Raw genomic sequence first — 16807 nt, forward strand, 5'->3', positions numbered from 1 at the left:
TAGATTATTTATGGTGAAACATGGCAGTACAGTTACACCCGCCAGGGAATAATAACAAATTCGTACGCTAAAATATTAATGCATGGAAGTACCTGATTTATGGAAAAGAAAACACTGTTGACCCACTGTTCTGACGCCCCGGGTCTCATCTCGAAAATTACTAATATCTGTTACAAGCACCAACTCAACATCGTTCACAATAACGAATTTGTTGATAATACCAGTGGCCACTTTTTCATGAGAACGGAGTTGGAGGGGTACTTCAACGATCAAACGTTTCTTGCCGACTTGGACCAAGCTCTCCCGCAAGGTGCTAAGCGTAAATTGGTTGGCTCTCGCCGTAAGCGCATCGTCATTCTCGTCACAAAAGAAGCGCATTGTTTAGGCGATATTCTGATGAAAACCTACGATGGAAGCCTAGATGTTGAGATCGCCGCTGTGGTGGGGAATTACGACAAACTGCAAACTCTCACTGAACGCTTCGACATTCCTTACCACCACGTGACCCATGAAAACCTTAGCCGTGAAGAACACGAGCAGAAGATGCTAGAAGTGATCGATCAATACGATGCTGACTTTTTGGTGCTAGCTAAATACATGCGCGTATTGACGCCGACGTTTGTTGAGAAATATCACCACAAAATCATTAATATTCATCACAGCTTCTTACCTGCTTTTATTGGCGCGAAGCCATATCAACAAGCTTACGATCGCGGTGTGAAAATCATCGGTGCAACAGCACACTTCGTGACTAATGATTTAGATGAAGGGCCGATCATCAAGCAAGACGTAATTCCTGTCGACCATACATTCAATGCCCAAGATATGGCGCAAGCGGGACGCGATGTAGAGAAGAACGTATTGAGTAAGGCTTTGAATAAAGTGATCAATGACCACGTCTTTGTTTATGGGAATAAGACAGTGATCCTGTAATCCCTCCGTACTAGTTACAACGATAGTGAAACCCGTCCAACTTGGCGGGTTTCATCTTTTCAGAAGATCCCCCCTCCAATTCTAACCATCAAAGTTAAACCGATACGTTATAATTTTTCATTTCTCCACAACTATTTACTGAGAGAATGATTCCGTTTATCATTTGCCCTCCTTATAATAAACCACGTTAATATTACGGAATTAAAATGAAAAAAACGTTAGTGGCTTTTCTGATTGGGCTGACTTTACCAGCAACCACAATCGCAGATACTCTTGAGCCTGTTCAGAATGATGTATCCACTCGCATTATCGGCGGCGAACCTGCCAACACTTCCGACTGGAAATTTATTGCTTCACTGGTACGTAAAGGACAACCTACATCTATTGGTCACTTTTGTGGTGGCAGTTTCCTAGGTGGAAAATACGTATTAACTGCTGCGCACTGTGTGGAAGGTCTTAATGCGGACGATCTGGATATCGTTCTTGGTCTTTATGACAAAAACAGAGAGTCTCAAGCACAGCGCATCGCCATTAAAAATATCTATTCACATGATGAATATAACAACATAACAACGAACAATGACATCGCTCTTATTGAATTAGAACGCAATATCGATAGCGCAACTATTGACCTGGCAACGCCAGAACTTTTAGATAGCGTACGCGTAGGAGACAAGTTGCACGTGGCTGGATGGGGAAATACGTCCACGACAGACCGAATATACCCAACCGTTTTACAACAAGTAGATTTGGAATACGTAGATCGAGCTACCTGCCAAAACCTACCAGGAAACTACTCTAATGTATCAGATGACGGTATTTGCGCCGGATACTATTGGGGAGGTAAAGATAGCTGCCAAGGAGATAGCGGCGGTCCACTCATCGTTGATGATAACGGTATCAACAAATTGCTAGGCGTGGTCAGCTGGGGGGATGGATGTGCTCAACCAAACGCTTATGGTGTTTACGCCAACGTCGCTCATTTTCAACACAATGGATGGATAGATAGCCATCGCAATACTATCAGCTTCACTAAGTACCGAGATCTTCGTTTCGTTGAGCGAAAAGCGCAGCAAGAGACCTTTACTATTCGTAATGACGATACTATCCCATTCAACATCTACCAAAGCACAATATCATACGGAAGTACCATCGAGAAAAGCACTTGTACTGGTACCTTAAAGCCTTCGCAAAGCTGTCAAATTACCGTCGGCTACCAACCTAGCTATTCGGGATCAGAAACAACGATAGAGCTCTTTACCGATCATCCGAAACTGTCCAGACTCACAACAACTTTCGAGTATTCAGGTGTAGATAAAGCAAGCAGATCAGTGCGTAATGCCATTCCGCTAGCAGACGCAAATGTTTATACCGGTCAAAACGCTTGGACGGCTGAAAATGGTGAACTGCAATCAGCGGATATGGGAGCTTATCCTGGTGTATCTGAGCTGGTTTTGACCGATCTTCCGAAGGGCAAACTTACCATGGATCTCAAAGTAATGTCCGATGGTTTTGATTACTTGTTCATCTTAGTTAATGGTGAAATTTACGATAGCACCAACCAACTCCTCGATTATAAAGAGATCCAGATCGATCTTTACAAAGCATCTAATACGATAACGTTTGAATACGTCCAACACCCGTTTTCAAGTGGCATTTACAGCGCGCAAGCATTTGTTCGCAACATAAATATGTCAGTCAGCACAGATAATACGGGCGATGCTGGTAACGACGTTAATAAAAAGTCTAGTTCAGGCGGCAGTTTATCTATTGGCCTACTGGTGTTAATGGCTGCAGGTTCATTCGTACGACGCAAAAAAAGGTAACGAGATGAAACATAGACTCAAGATATTCCTACTTGGTTTGGGCACTATCAGTTTAACTGCATGTTCAGCAAACGCAGGACTGCAAACAAACCAGACGTCTGAGCACCAAGCAATGATGGTAGAGACTTATAGGACAAGTGAGAGTCAAATTTCATTTATCACAGAGTCTAACGGCTGCAGTGAAAACGAGGACTTTAGCCTAAAAATAGAGCAAAGCTCACAGACAGAAGCTCTTATTACTATCGTTAGAGACAAGGCGGATCATTGTAAACGAATGCCGTTTGCCAAAACTTTTACACTGCCTTTAGATGAAGAGTTGAAAGGCAAAAAACTTTCCATTACCAACCCAAAAAGCAAGTCACTGGCTAAATAATGATTCGCTTACGAAAGGGAGCCTCGGCTCCCTTTTTGCCTATCGCAACTCAGCAATTCTCACCCTAGCGTTTTACGCCTGCTCAGACTCCACAATACGCTTAAGTGAATGCGGGTGCAGTTTGATACAAATGCCTTGGTACTTAAACGCCACTGTTGGGTTATTCAAGCGTTCGCCATCCCCTTTCGGGCTCGACAGTTTGATCTTCACACCCAGCTCTTCCAACTCATTAAAACGCGCGCCAAACGCTGGGTAAGTGTGTTTCAAATCAGCAAGAAACTCGTCTGCAGTTTCGGCATGAGACGGAATCACAAACTCCACATGTTCCCAGCTTTCATTTGGGTAGATTTTGCCTTCCGCAGGGTATGGCAGTTCCAGACACTCAATCTTCCAACCACGGCTTTCCAACGCTTTATCGAATTCGATAACGATGATTGGGCGACCGTTGATTTTCGCTTGTGAAATCACCTTACCGTATTGATTCCATGCTTCATGCGCGGCTTTTGCTGTTTCAGTATCATTAATTCGCAGCGCAATATGGTCAGCTTGAGCAAAGCTCAGATCCAGTTTTAACAGGGATGCAAGCTCTTCAATCTTCGCCATAAATGCATCCAGATCTTGGATCATCAATTTAGGCGCTAGGCGTTTTTCAACTAGTTGAGTCGTCATTGTGGCTCTCTTATGGGGCGATTTATCTCATTACTCTGAGCGCAATAGTAAACGCAAACCAAACCACATTTCCATTCAATCGAAAAAGTATAAATTTCCCCAATTCCTCTCTGTATGAAAAGCAATAAAGTTGTTATCATTAGCCCCATTTTTGTGAACTCCAACAGAACTCGGCACTTACTTCGCCGAGTTCTTCGTCCTTGAATTGAAGGAAACGCGTGTGAATATCCAAGCACTTATTAATGACAAAGTATCTCAGGCTCTAGAAGCCGCTGGCGCACCTGCAGGCAGTCCTGCGGCAGTACGCCAATCAGCAAAGCCACAATTTGGTGACTACCAAGCAAACGGCGTAATGGGCGTTGCTAAAAAACTGGGTACTAACCCACGAGAATTTGCACAGAAAGTACTGGATGTTCTAGACCTAGATGGTATTGCAAGCAAGACAGAAATCGCTGGTCCTGGTTTCATCAACATTTTCCTAAGCGAAGAGTTCCTAGCAAAACAAGCGGAAGCAGCACTGGCTGACTCACGTCTTGGCGTTGCAGCAGACGAAGCTCAAACTATCGTTGCTGACTACTCTGCACCAAACGTTGCTAAAGAAATGCACGTTGGTCACCTACGTTCAACCATCATCGGTGATGCGGTAGTACGTACTCTTGAGTTCCTAGGTCACAAAGTGATCCGTGCGAACCACATCGGCGACTGGGGTACTCAGTTCGGTATGCTTATCGCAAACCTTGAGCGTGTACAACAAGAGTCTGGCGAAGTTTCTATGGAACTTGCGGACCTTGAAGGCTTCTACCGCGAATCGAAAAAACTGTACGACGAAGATGAAGACTTCGCAGTAAAGGCGCGAAACTACGTTGTGAAACTGCAAAGCGGTGACGAGTACTGTGCAGAAATGTGGAAAAAACTCGTTGATGTAACCATGATCCAAAACCAGCGCAACTACGACCGTCTAAACGTGTCACTGACTCGTGACGACGTGATGGGCGAGAGCATGTACAACGACATGCTTCCTAAGATCGTTGCAGACCTAAAAGAACAAGGTCTTGCCGTTGAAGATGATGGCGCGCAAGTTGTATTCCTAGATGAATACAAGAACAAAGATGGCGAACCAATGGGCGTTATCGTTCAAAAACGCGATGGCGGTTTCCTATACACAACAACAGACATCGCATGTGCAAAATATCGTTATGAAGAGCTAAGCGCAGACCGTGTGCTTTACTTCATCGACTCACGTCAACACCAGCACCTAATGCAAGCTTGGACAATTGTTCGTAAAGCAGGCTACGTACCTGAGTCAGTATCTCTTGAGCACCACGCGTTCGGCATGATGCTTGGTAAAGATGGTAAGCCATTCAAGACTCGTGCGGGCGGTACAGTTCGTCTTGCCGACCTTCTAGATGAAGCAGAAGTTCGTGCAGCACAGCTGATCGAATCTAAAAACCCTGAACTAGATGCGGAAGAAAAAGAGAAGATCTCTAAAACAGTTGCAATGGCAGCGGTTAAATACTCTGACTTATCTAAACACCGTACGACTGACTACGTGTTCGATTGGGACAACATGTTAGCGTTTGAAGGTAACACAGCACCATACATGCAATATGCATACACTCGCGTAGCTTCTATTTTCGCTAAAGCTGGTGTTGCTATGGACGCTCTCCAAGGTGACATCAAAATCACTGATGAGAAAGAGAAAGCACTTATTGCTAAGCTTATGCAGTTCGAAGAAGCGGTTCAATCTGTCGCTCGCGAAGGCCAACCACACATCATGTGTAGCTACCTATTCGAACTAGCAGGTCAGTTCTCTAGCTTCTACGAAGCATGCCCTATCCTAGTTGCTGAAGACGAAGCAGTGAAACAAAGCCGCCTGAAACTAGCAGCGCTAACAGCGAAGACCATCAAGCAAGGTCTGTCTCTACTAGGTATTGATACTCTAGAGCGTATGTAATCCGCTTTTACGTAGGTAGCTTAAGTAGCACAAGCTAAATGATGACAAAGGTTGACGTGAAAGCGTCAACCTTTTGTTTTATCTGGCGTATACTGATGTCATTCAATTCAAATCGGACAACATAATGAGTTTTGAACTGCACCCTCAACTGGCAAAAGACACCACCGTTATCGGCCACTTCCCACTGTGTGTGGCGCTTCTGCATAAAGATAACGCCGTGCCATGGGTTATCTTGGTCCCTAAACGTGCAAACCTAAAAGAGCTTCACCACTTGCCAATGCAAGAACAGCAACAGTTTTTGCTAGAGTCTCAAGCGGTAAGCCAAGCACTGGAAGCAACATTCCGTCCAGACAAGCTAAACCTTGGTGCGCTAGGTAATATGGTGCCACAGCTGCACATTCACCATATTGCTCGCTTCAAAGATGACGTAGCATGGCCGGGACCGGTTTGGGGGAACACCAAAGGTGAATTCCGTACAGAAGAAGAGCAAAACGAATTGCTTGGTCGCATTAAAAATGTGCTGTCACTGAGCTCTATTTTCCAAAAAGCATAAGCACTGCTAGCGAAAATAATTCGCCTTTGAATACGGCTGAAATAGACAGAGAAAGATTAATACGTATTTGTAACAATCTTTCTCATTTTTCTGGGATTATCACTAAAATAAAACTTGTTTAGACTACCAGCTCAGTTAGAGAGGGTCATCATGAAACAAGTCTTCAACACATTCCGATACGTCAGCTGGATCGCCATTATCTGTTCTATGGCTGCTTCATTCTTGCTTTTTCTTATGGGCGCAGCAAAAACCTATTCGGCATTTGCGGTCTTCATTCTTAATCAAACACCTCCAGAAGCACTCGCACATTTAGATAAAGCAGACATCGCGATCGCATATTTGATCAAGTCACTGGATACGTTTCTTGTCGCACTAGTTTTGTTCATCTTTGCTCACGGCATCTACACACTGTTTATTTCCAACAAAGCTAAAGCGAAAACACAAGAACCGTCGGTTTTGCATTGGATCAGAACCCCAAACATCGGCCACCTAAAAAACATTTTGGCTGAAGTCATCATCGTGATCTTGTTTGTGAAGTTCTTAGAGCTCGTGCTGATTAACTTCGACAGCTTAGATTGGACGATCTTAACATTACCTATTTCGATTTTAGTTTTAAGTCTTGGTTTGAAGTTCCTAGGGTTAGGCGCGACTAAACACTCTGAAGAGCATTAATTTCGCTGTATTCACAAACAATAACCAGCAAAAGAAAAGCCGCATCATTGCTGATGCGGCTTTGTCGTTTTTACGTAATAACTTTTTAGGTGACTAATTTTGACAATCGCTACATGGTGACTGTCAAAGACAAACCATCTTGTTTAGTCACTGAGTAGCGAACACGAGTCACGTCATGAGCTTTATTAGTGTCGACTAGGCGGCTAATTTTGCCCTTCTTAATCCACACGTTTAACATCGCGTCGGCGCCATCTTCACTCATCCCAAACTGTTTAGCCAGATCTGACTGGGAGACGGTTCCTTTGTCTGCAATGTATTGATAAAGCTCTTTTAAAATCATGCTACTTGCGCCTCTAATGCACCGTTTTGTTTCTTACCAACTTGTTTGAACACGCGGTAGGTACCAAAGAAGATAGCAACGATCACAGCCATCCAAATACCACTTGTCACTGGGCTATCTGCGAAATGCGTCAATTGGTTGTAGAACGTCGCACATAGGTAAGCCAAGCCCATTGTCCAAACCGCGATAAAGCGTGCGAACTTATGACCAAACTCACGTACGTAAGCACCCATCGCCGCCACACAAGGAGTGTACAGTAGGATAAAGATTAGGTAAGCAAATGCGGCATTGCCAGAAGCAAACTGCGATTTAATGTTACCGAAGATAGAAGCATCGACTTCTTGTTCTTCGGCAACGGCATTTGAGTCAGTTAAGTCACCCACTTCAATGCCTAGTGGATCTGAGTAGCTCAAACCGGCTAAGTTTTCAGGGATACTCATTACTGCCTCTTCTAGGCTGCCCATTAGATCAAATTCTGCGTCTTCACCGTCACTTGGCGTGGTGTATAGACTGTTAAGCGTACCAACTACCGCCTCTTTTGCGAAGATACCGGTAATGATACCAACCGTCGCTGGCCAGTTATCTTCTTGAACACCGATTGGCGCGAATACTGGAGTTACAACTTGCGCAGCTTTAGAAAGCACCGAGTTTTCGCTGTCTTCATTACCAAAACTGCCATCAGTACCCAATGAGTTGAAGAAACTCAGAATAGCAACAACGATAACGATGGTTTTACCTGCACCAAGTACAAAGCGCTTTAGCTTTTGCCAAGTTTTGATCACCACGTTTTGTAGCGTCGGAAGCTCGTAATCTGGCATTTCCATCACTAGGCTATCGCTGCTACCTGGGTAAAGCGTGTGCTTAAGGAAAAGACCTGTGAAGATCGCTGCCACAATACCAAGTAGGTAAAGTGCGAATACAATGTTCTGGCCAGAACCTGGGAAGAATGCCGCAGCGAATAGCGCGTAGACAGGCAAACGAGCACCGCATGACATAAATGGCGCCATAGAGGCAGCCAGTTTACGCTCACGTTCTTGGTCTAGAGTACGAGTTGCCATGATTGACGGTACGTTACAGCCAAAACCAAGAACCAACGGTACAAATGCTTTGCCCGGTAGGCCGATCTTCTGCATCACTTTATCTAGTACGAATGCTGCACGAGCCATGTAACCTGAGCTCTCAAGTACCGCTAGGAAGAGGTACAAACACGCGATAACCGGAATGAAGGTTGCAACCGTCTGGATACCACCACCGATACCATCAGCAAGAACCGTCACTAACCACACAGGCAAATGACCGTCTAACAAGTGATGCCCACCATCAACCAACAATGCGCCCACACCAATGTCAAAAAAGTCGATAAATGCACTACCGATGTTAATCGAGAACATAAACATCAGGTACATAACAACAAAGAAGAAAGGAATTCCAATCCACTTGTTCAAAATAAACTGGTCGAGTCTTTCAGTCACACTACGACTTAACTTGCCTTCGCTTCGGCGAACTTTTTTACACTGTTCATGCAGATGCGTGTACTTAGTATCCGCGACATGCAAATCGATATCCAAATCTAACGTCGTAATGACTTCCAAGACTTTGCTTCTATCAATATCAGAAAGACTATTGAGCACCATTGTGTCTTTTTCAAGCGCACGAATCGCTAGTGCACGATGAGCGACGTTTTGGTCGTTAAAAAGTGCGGAAACCGTTTGAATTGCCGACTCCATCTTCTCACCGTAATGCAAAGACAATTCTTTAAGTGGCACTCCTTGAACGATGGATTTATGGAGCTTTTCTTTAAACTCTGCCACTTGAGTTTTATTGGTTGCAGATAAACTGACAACCGGACAACCTAACGTTTTCTCAAGCTCTGCAACGTTAATCATCTGACGTTCACGCTTTAGCGCATCCATCTTGTTGAGGACAACAATCATAGGGCGACCAAGTTCGCGAAGTTGCAGCGTCATGTATAAGCTGCGCTCTAAACTTGTAGCATCCACCACGTTAATAATGAGATCAGCAGGATGAGTTAGAACCGCACGCGATGCGATGGATTCATCAATACTATTACTATCATTACCACTGTCTAATGAGTAAATACCCGGAAGGTCAGTGAGCAAAAACTCATCCCCAGCATGCTTGAATTGTCCCGTTTTCTTTTCAACCGTGACGCCTGCCCAGTTACCAACTTGCTGTTTTGCGCCAGTTAAACCATTAAATAGCGTCGTTTTACCACTATTAGGGTTACCTACGGTTAGCACTTGATATTGCATTACACTCGCTCCACTTCAATTTTCTGAGCAATTGTTTCTCGCAATGCGACAGACACACCACGGACTTCGACTTGTAAAGGATCGCCCATTGGCGCACGTCGAATCACTTTGACTTCTGTATTGGGAAGCAGCCCCATTACCATGAGTTTCTTTCTGATATCTGATGAAAGACCATCTAACAACCGAATCGTCACCGTATCGCCAGGATTAATCTCTGATAACTTCATAGTGGCCCTTAAGAGTATTGCTAATGAGAAATATTATTATTTAATAAGTTTAGGTTGCCAATATTACTCCCCTATACCCCTTCAATCCTTGTGTGAAATCAAAGATTCCGTAAATGTTTTCACGCTTTCAAACGTTAACTTCGTAAATTTCCTCTCGTTATTTACGTCAAAATTAACAATTAAAAATGACACCTAACGAAACAAAAATGTCACAAACCAAGATAGAAAACAAAAAATACAAATTAAAACAATTGGTTAAGTAAAAAACCAAACGTTGTCGCTTTTCTCATATAAACATGGCGTTATTTTTATAAGAAAAATAAGTAACCTCTCGTATAGTTACTCCATCGAGAGGGCAACCTCTCTAATAAATTCCAGAGGTGGCATGGCAACATGTCACTCCGGCAGCAAGCGAAGGTGTCCTTGACACCCGTGGTATAGTCCCCCCGGCTATACCACGATATTTTTTTTCACCTCTTTCAAAACTTCTTTACCTTATTCATCTTTTCAACACAGTTTTCGTTTTCACGAATGTCGCACACCATCATTCACCCAAATGAACAACGCTCTTTTGATACAGCAATACAACTGTCATTTATTTGTTGCAACTATCAATAAATCATTCTCTTGAAGCCATTTATGCTTATTGCTATGAACATCGCGACTAACAGATAGAACGTGATCGTGCTTACGTGTTGAGAATGGATTTGTAGGCTAGATGTGATGAAAAAACAATGAAACTCACTGCGTTAGCAACTGCAGCAATAATAGAGCACTGCATGCAGCTCCCCAGCATCTTAACTATTAACTAGGGAGCGTGTAATGAAGGTTTTCTAGTTAATTTCTTGGCTTTCTTGAGTCAAAGCAAACTTGGACGGGGGCAAACCAAAATGTAGCTTAAACTTTTGGCTAAAGTAAGATGGATCATTAAAGCCACAGTTAAAGGCGACTTCACTGATTTTCTCACCCGCCAATAACTGTTCACACGCCGTTTCTAAACGAACCTCTGTGACATAGTCTTTTAACGTTCTTGACGAGGCAGATTTAAAACGTCTCTGCAAAGAGCGTTCAGACATATACAGCATTTTAGCGGCTGACGCAGTGCCAAATTCAGGATCATGGTAATGCTCTGCCACTAATTGATAGACTTTTTGCAACCACTCTTTCTCTGGTGTGACTTGATCTTCTGCAATAGTTACAGGATTGAGTTCTTGCTGCGGTTCATCCAGATAACTACTTTCCTTCGCAGATGGCCATGTAATCTCGACTTTGTTTTGAGCATCAGAAGAGAAGACAGCCAAATAACCACCACTCGTTGTCACTAGTTGGGCAAGGTGGTCAATACTCAACTCAGAGTGATTTAAGTTAGATGGAAGCCCAGTCGCGACTTTATTAGGTAATTGCGTCCCGTAATCAAGAAAGCTCAATGACACAATATCATGCCCCTTTTCTAGCATAATTCTAACCGTTTGACCTCGGAAAGAGCGCTTGATGATATTGGCAAAAATGCTATTGAAAATAACATCAAGATTAAAACTTTCCAGAGCAACCCGGCTCTGCTTGCTCTCATCTTCTAGCTCTACCAAAATACCCGCTTTTGCAAAGTCATCTTGCCATACATCAACCACTGACTGAGTTATCTGACTCAAGTCGTAGTTCTGACTCCCACCACTTACATCACTTGGAACGCTTTTGAGTTCATTTAACTGCCAATTCGTTTTAGCCAAATGATCCTCTGTCGCAGTGTCCAGAGGCATAGGTAGTTTCGCCACAATAAAGTCGACGCTTGATTTTATGGATAGAGCTACATGGTCTACGAGTAGGTTTCTAACTTGAATCTGTTTACGTAATTGCTGGTTGCTCGTAAGCAACACTCTACTTTGATGTCTTAACTGATTCGTTTTGAGAGTCACTTGAGCTGCTAGATCACGGTTAGCCTGTACAACGTAGCGAGAGCGCCAGAAAACAAGTAATGCGACGACCGCAATACTAGCTACGACAAAGCCTAAAATAGCAAATCGCGATAGATACCAAGGATGAAGGACGATAAAGTGAGATTCTAAACCAACGACTCCAGCGGCAACTTGAGACGCATTACTGACCTGCAAGTGATATTCACCGGAACTAAGGTGCTCGAGTGTCAGTTGGCCCCCCTCTAACGTTTGCCATGGGTCATCGTTGTTCAATCGATAGTACAAATTTTGACTGTCTGGTTTTGGCATCACACCGAATAAAAAACTCAGCGAAGATCCATATGGCAGTGTGAGCCCATTCAGATCGGCACTACCAACTTGCAGAACTTCATTTTCAAGCACAACTTGGCTAACAATAAACTTAGACTCTGGGGGATTAGATACAAGCAGCTTGGATGCTTCTGCTTTTACGAGTCCGTACTTCGACCCCAGAACAAGCTCTCGCTCACCAATTTCTGTCTGTTGTATAACGCTACAAATACCAGGGAGGAACTCATTGTTCATTAAGCCTGATGACGATGAGTAATGTTTCACTAACTCACCCGAAAGGTGGTAATAGCTTAAACCGACAGAGGAAGCTAACCATACACCTTGCCTGTCTCTGATCAAGCAAGCAGGTCTGGCGTTGGGTTCACTCATTTCAACAACACGTTTTTCATCGCTTCGTGTATCAGTTTTAAACACACCATAAGATGAAGCAAACCACTGGCTGCCATCAACCGCCGTGGTCATGTCTAATGATTCACCAAACTTTTCTGAAAAACGGATAAACTGGATGTTGTCATTACTGTATTGGTATACGCCATGATCGGTGCCTATTAATAGGGCATCTTCAATATCATATAGGCGCGTAACCTTAGCAGGCAAATACTGACTTACTAGCCACTCACTTCCAAAGTTTCGTACGCTTTGTGCAGCAGTATCAACATTGTAAAGATGGTATCCGCTTGATACCCAAAGACGGTCATCACCATCAACGGTCACATGCTCTACGGCATGTCCGGCCATAACCTGTAAATAAGGAAATGTAATCTTGTTGAGACCATTTAGATCAAATATTTCCAGCCCTTTTGAGGTTGCAAGCCAAAGCATGCCGTTTTGAAACGCAAATTCATTGATCTGCGACTCCAACTCTAAGACTTGGTTAATCCCACTCTTTCCTGAACGATAAATCTTTCGGTCATCAGCAAACCAAAGCGCACCATCAGGACCTTCAATAGTTTGCCGAATTCGTCCTGATAGGGTGTGTGAGTCATAACTACTAAAGGTCACTCGTTCAAATTTTTTACTAAATAGCGAGTAATAACGAATACCTTGGTTAGTCGCAATCCACATCCCTCCTATATTGTCGCTCAACAACGAATAAATCTTCGTGTTGTCTAACTCTAACTCAAGAAAACTTGCAGGCGCGACTTCGGTGACCTCACCTGAAAAAAATGAGTACAAATAAAGGCCATGCTCTGTCCCCACCCAATACTCTTGATTTGTCTCTGCGAATGTCAAAACATGTGAGCCGCCAATTCTAATCACTTCTTTATCAGGCTGGTAAATGTTGAAAATTAAAGCGCCACGCAATGTACCTATCAAAATTTCTCTTCGCGTGTGTGAATAATAGACTTTCTCAATGTAGTTTTGACCTGAGGCAGCGACATGGTCAAACTTATCACCTTCAGAAAGATAGAAGCCGGAAGTCGTTGCTAGTGCCCACTTCGTTTCAACTAGCACCGCATCATTAATGTAAACGTAGCTATTATTACTATGTTGATAGAGCTGCAATAGAGAGAAAGAGTTTAATTCGCTAGTGTCGATATTGTAGGTATAGAAATGCGCGCCATCACTCACCCAAATATAGTTCTTTGAAGACCCTATTTTTCTTATTTGTGAGCCTGGATTTAAACTAAAGACTAAACGTCGTTCCTGATTTGGATAGGTTCGATAGACCTCATTTTCAATAAAGGTCCAAAAAGCACCTTTATGATAAGCCAACTGCTTAGCCGACGTTTGTAGGAAGCTACCTGATTTAGGTAATATAGTTTGACCATCGTAAAACAGGACTCGTCCGTGTACGTCATGAATCCACAAACCGCCCTTTTCACCCAAGAACAACTTTTTAGCCGCGATAAAAGTACCCTTTGCCTGAGTTGGCAAAGGGTAAAAGATTGCATTTGCATTATGAAGCGCAAATGCTTGGTAGGATAAGACAAAGCCCAACAGAGCAAGGGCTAATTGGCGTAGCAAGACGAAAACCTTTTGTATCAATTTGTGCTCGGAAAGTGACCGTTCATCGTTTGTAAAGCATGGATTGATACGGTTATTTTGAGCTGATAATTATTGGTAATGATATCTCAATTACTTTCTGAGAAAAGGCTCGCCTTATCAAAGGTTGTAATTCTTACTACTGGATCACGTTAAAAAGACTACTCCTACATTACGACAGCACTTAATCTGACTTTTTGTTCAAGCATTGCTCAAAACTATTCGCCATATTGTTGAGAAAAGTAAAGTAACTGCCAGGTTTTGCTTCAATTGTACTCCCTAACGGGTCAAGCTCGCCTTTAGCGACGTCACTGCCTCTCATTACGCTCTGAACGACAGCCGGGGTAAACTGAGGTTCAGAAAATACACAAGCCACATCTCCACCACTTAGCTTTTGACGAATTTGAATTAAGGTCTTCGCTCCTGGCTTTCGTTCTGGGCTCACAGTAAAATGCCCCATTTGATTTAGTTCATAACGATCTTCGAAATAACCGTAAGCATCATGGAATACAAAGTAACCTTTGTTTTTTACTGGTGCCAGCTTCTGCTTTATCTGTTGGTCAGTGTCTTTTAGCTCGAGTTCAAACTTTTTGAGGTTCGCTTGATATTGAGCTGCATTTTCCGGATCAAGTGATACAAGTTGATTCACAACAGCCTTGGCCACTTGTTGTGCTTGGCTTACACCTAGCCAAAAGTGCGGATCATGTGAGCCATGATCGTGCCCATCATGGTCATGGTTGTGCTCACTATCAAATTCACGCAATTCTAGATTTGGAATTTGACTAATAGTCAAAGTATTCGATCTATCCGAAACAACTTTCTCTAGAAACGGTTCAAGATCATGTCCGTACCAGATAACCAAATCAGCCGAAGCGACCTTTTTAACATCCGATGGACGCAAAGCGTAGTCATGGGGTGATGTGTTAGGCTGCAATAACACGTCTGGTGAAGTTACTCCTTGAGTAAGCTCTGTTACTAACAACTGAATAGGTTTGATACTCGTCAGTACCGTTACCGCCTGTGCTGGCAGTGTTAACATTGCTGAGGCAGCAAGAATTAATGCTCTTTTCATAGTTTTACTTGGGATATGGCGTGGAAAGTGAGATAATGTTACATTATAACATTATTGATTTGCAAATGAGTTTCATTCATGTCTTCCTTAGTCCATCTTGAGCAGTTATGCGTCGAGTTCGATGGCCGCAGAGTTCTCGATAACATTAGTATGGAATTAGAAAAGGGCAAAATAACTACCCTAATTGGTCCCAATGGAGCGGGAAAATCAACGTTAGTCAAAGTTATCTTAGGTCTTCAAAAGCCGACTAGCGGCAAGTTGAACCGACAAAGAAAACTGAAAATTGGTTACGTTCCTCAAAAGTTGAAGCTCAATGACTCCCTTCCATTGAATGTAACCCGCTTTCTAAATTTAGCAGGAAAATACAGTAAGCAAGAGTGCATTGATGCATTAAGGCTTGTTGGCGCTGAACATTTACTTAATAGTAATATGCATCGCTTATCCGGTGGTGAAAACCAACGAGTGTTACTGGCTCGCGCTCTGCTTCAGCGTCCTCAGCTGTTGGTATTAGACGAACCAGCTCAGGGTGTGGATATCCAAGGTCAAATCGATCTCTATGACTTAATTGAGAGCATTCGTCATCGCTTTGATTGTGGCGTATTTATGGTGTCGCATGACTTACATTTAGTGATGGCGAAAACGGACGATGTTATTTGTCTGCATCACCATGTTTGCTGCTCAGGTTCACCTGCCACTATTACTCAGCACCCTTCTTACATCGCACTATTTGGCAATGCAGCGAGAGAGTCTCTCGCGTTTTATCATCACGACCATGAGCACCATCATCACGATTTATCCGGAACGCCAGTAAGCGGTGATGCGACATCATGCTCCCACCATAAACACGGACATCACCATCATGATTGAGTTTCTCCTACCTTCTATCCTTGCTGGTATTGGTATCGCGATCATTGCCGGTCCACTTGGGTCATTTGTCGTTTGGCGTAAAATGGCTTACTTCGGAGATACCCTAGCTCATGCATCGTTAATGGGCCTAGCGCTGGGCTTCTTGCTCAACGTAAATCTCTACCTTGCGCTACTCGTCTGCTGTTTAGCTCTGGCCGTTTTGCTTGTCACTCTGCAAAAGCAACAACTTGTGGCTACAGACACGTTGTTAGGTATCTTGGCACACAGTGCACTCTCTATCGGTTTAGTATCGGTTAGCTTTTTGGAAAACGTGCGCGTCGATTTAATGAGCTACCTATTTGGGGACTTACTTGCCGTCTCTCCACAAGATCTGATGTTTATTTACGCAGGTGTTGTTGCGGTAAGCGCGTGTTTGTACGTCTTCTGGCGCCCACTGCTTTCTAGCACTGTCAGTGAAGAACTTGCCGCTGTTGAGGGCGTGAATACAGACTTAGTTAGATTGGTGTTAATGCTAATGGTGGGTGTAGTAATCGCAGTAGGTATGAAGTTCGTTGGCGCGTTGATCATGACTTCACTCCTAATTATCCCAGCCGCAACAGCACGTAAAGTCTCTTCATCACCAGAGCAAATGGCATTGTTCGCATCCATTATTGGCTCAGTGGCAGTACTGATGGGGCTTAGCCTATCATGGCACTTCGATACACCGGCCGGCCCTTCTGTAGTGATCAGCGCAACATCCTTATTTATGCTGAGCCAGCTGATTAAAAGCAAAGCATAATCGCATTGAGCATTAAACGCGAAAGGCCTTGCTAACAACAA

At 43.5% G+C, this 16807-nt stretch carries 14 protein-coding genes; 8 read left to right on the forward strand and 6 right to left on the reverse strand.

Going from position 1 to position 16807, the window contains the following annotated elements:
• The first annotated feature begins 99 nt into the window (after window positions 1-99).
• The 3 genes from purU to R7R24_RS15565 all read left to right on the forward strand — a co-directional run bounded on the left by purU (window position 100) and on the right by R7R24_RS15565 (window position 3132).
• Window positions 100-933: a formyltetrahydrofolate deformylase gene (gene purU, locus R7R24_RS15555; protein ID WP_005382206.1), complete on the forward strand. Its 834-nt coding sequence runs from the start codon at window positions 100-102 to the stop codon at window positions 931-933.
• Window positions 934-1139: 206 nt separating this feature from the next.
• Window positions 1140-2759, forward strand: a complete 1620-nt coding sequence (locus tag R7R24_RS15560; protein ID WP_005382202.1) for a S1 family peptidase — start codon at window positions 1140-1142, stop codon at window positions 2757-2759.
• 4 nt (window positions 2760-2763) lie between these two features.
• Window positions 2764-3132, forward strand: coding sequence for a hypothetical protein (locus R7R24_RS15565; RefSeq protein WP_017819944.1), 369 nt, complete (start codon window positions 2764-2766; stop codon window positions 3130-3132).
• Between the two features lie 72 nt (window positions 3133-3204).
• Here the strand turns inward: R7R24_RS15565 and R7R24_RS15570 are convergent, their stop codons facing one another.
• A complete protein-coding gene (locus R7R24_RS15570; protein ID WP_017819945.1) occupies window positions 3205-3801 on the reverse strand; it encodes a VOC family protein in 597 nt (198 codons plus the stop codon).
• Between the two features lie 220 nt (window positions 3802-4021).
• Here R7R24_RS15570 and argS point away from each other — a divergent pair, with 220 nt between their 5' ends.
• The 3 genes from argS (at window position 4022) to R7R24_RS15585 (ending at window position 6980) form a co-directional block, all read left to right on the forward strand.
• Entirely contained in the window at window positions 4022-5755 is a 1734-nt protein-coding gene (argS, locus tag R7R24_RS15575) for an arginine--tRNA ligase (RefSeq protein WP_005388349.1), read from the forward strand.
• A gap of 124 nt (window positions 5756-5879) precedes the next feature.
• On the forward strand, window positions 5880-6308 hold the full coding sequence (locus tag R7R24_RS15580) for an HIT family protein (protein WP_005382194.1): 429 nt from the start codon (window positions 5880-5882) through the stop codon (window positions 6306-6308).
• 150 nt (window positions 6309-6458) lie between these two features.
• On the forward strand, window positions 6459-6980 hold the full coding sequence (locus R7R24_RS15585; protein WP_005446434.1) for a YqhA family protein: 522 nt from the start codon (window positions 6459-6461) through the stop codon (window positions 6978-6980).
• Between the two features lie 109 nt (window positions 6981-7089).
• Here the strand turns inward: R7R24_RS15585 and R7R24_RS15590 are convergent, their stop codons facing one another.
• The 5 genes from R7R24_RS15590 to znuA form a co-directional block, all read right to left on the reverse strand.
• The gene (locus tag R7R24_RS15590; RefSeq protein ID WP_005382192.1) at window positions 7090-7320 is read right to left on the reverse strand and encodes a FeoC-like transcriptional regulator; all 231 of its coding nucleotides are present in this window, start codon (window positions 7318-7320) and stop codon (window positions 7090-7092) included.
• Window positions 7317-9593: a Fe(2+) transporter permease subunit FeoB gene (gene feoB / locus R7R24_RS15595; protein WP_054578018.1), complete on the reverse strand. Its 2277-nt coding sequence runs from the start codon at window positions 9591-9593 to the stop codon at window positions 7317-7319. The genes R7R24_RS15590 and feoB overlap by 4 nt, the downstream gene beginning before the upstream one ends.
• The gene (locus R7R24_RS15600; RefSeq protein WP_005382190.1) at window positions 9593-9820 is read right to left on the reverse strand and encodes a FeoA family protein; all 228 of its coding nucleotides are present in this window, start codon (window positions 9818-9820) and stop codon (window positions 9593-9595) included. The genes feoB and R7R24_RS15600 overlap by 1 nt, the downstream gene beginning before the upstream one ends.
• A gap of 833 nt (window positions 9821-10653) precedes the next feature.
• Window positions 10654-14031: an AraC family transcriptional regulator gene (locus tag R7R24_RS15605; RefSeq protein ID WP_191116148.1), complete on the reverse strand. Its 3378-nt coding sequence runs from the start codon at window positions 14029-14031 to the stop codon at window positions 10654-10656.
• A 202-nt stretch (window positions 14032-14233) separates the two neighbouring features.
• A complete protein-coding gene (gene znuA / locus R7R24_RS15610; protein WP_017819948.1) occupies window positions 14234-15121 on the reverse strand; it encodes a zinc ABC transporter substrate-binding protein ZnuA in 888 nt (295 codons plus the stop codon).
• A 78-nt stretch (window positions 15122-15199) separates the two neighbouring features.
• Here znuA and znuC point away from each other — a divergent pair, with 78 nt between their 5' ends.
• Together znuC and znuB are read left to right on the forward strand one after the other, a co-directional pair.
• A complete protein-coding gene (gene znuC, locus R7R24_RS15615; RefSeq protein ID WP_005382185.1) occupies window positions 15200-15988 on the forward strand; it encodes a zinc ABC transporter ATP-binding protein ZnuC in 789 nt (262 codons plus the stop codon).
• Window positions 15981-16766 carry a zinc ABC transporter permease subunit ZnuB gene (gene znuB / locus R7R24_RS15620; RefSeq protein WP_005382183.1) on the forward strand — a complete coding sequence of 262 codons (786 nt, stop codon included), beginning with the start codon at window positions 15981-15983 and terminating at the stop codon, window positions 16764-16766. Before znuC ends, znuB begins: the two co-directional genes overlap by 8 nt.
• The last annotated feature ends 41 nt before the right edge of the window (window positions 16767-16807 follow it).

This window comes from Vibrio sp. 704, from assembly GCF_033339295.1.

Coding starts and splice junctions, on each gene's coding strand:
- R7R24_RS15570 (WP_017819945.1), bottom strand. CDS start 3,801: ATGACGACTCAACTAGTTGAAAAACGCCTAGCGCCTAAATTGATGATC.
- R7R24_RS15600 (WP_005382190.1), bottom strand. CDS start 9,820: ATGAAGTTATCAGAGATTAATCCTGGCGATACGGTGACGATTCGGTTG.
- R7R24_RS15560 (WP_005382202.1), top strand. CDS start 1,140: ATGAAAAAAACGTTAGTGGCTTTTCTGATTGGGCTGACTTTACCAGCA.
- purU (WP_005382206.1), top strand. CDS start 100: ATGGAAAAGAAAACACTGTTGACCCACTGTTCTGACGCCCCGGGTCTC.
- R7R24_RS15590 (WP_005382192.1), bottom strand. CDS start 7,320: ATGATTTTAAAAGAGCTTTATCAATACATTGCAGACAAAGGAACCGTC.
- R7R24_RS15585 (WP_005446434.1), top strand. CDS start 6,459: ATGAAACAAGTCTTCAACACATTCCGATACGTCAGCTGGATCGCCATT.
- feoB (WP_054578018.1), bottom strand. CDS start 9,593: ATGCAATATCAAGTGCTAACCGTAGGTAACCCTAATAGTGGTAAAACG.
- R7R24_RS15565 (WP_017819944.1), top strand. CDS start 2,764: ATGAAACATAGACTCAAGATATTCCTACTTGGTTTGGGCACTATCAGT.
- znuB (WP_005382183.1), top strand. CDS start 15,981: ATGATTGAGTTTCTCCTACCTTCTATCCTTGCTGGTATTGGTATCGCG.
- R7R24_RS15580 (WP_005382194.1), top strand. CDS start 5,880: ATGAGTTTTGAACTGCACCCTCAACTGGCAAAAGACACCACCGTTATC.
- znuC (WP_005382185.1), top strand. CDS start 15,200: ATGTCTTCCTTAGTCCATCTTGAGCAGTTATGCGTCGAGTTCGATGGC.
- znuA (WP_017819948.1), bottom strand. CDS start 15,121: ATGAAAAGAGCATTAATTCTTGCTGCCTCAGCAATGTTAACACTGCCA.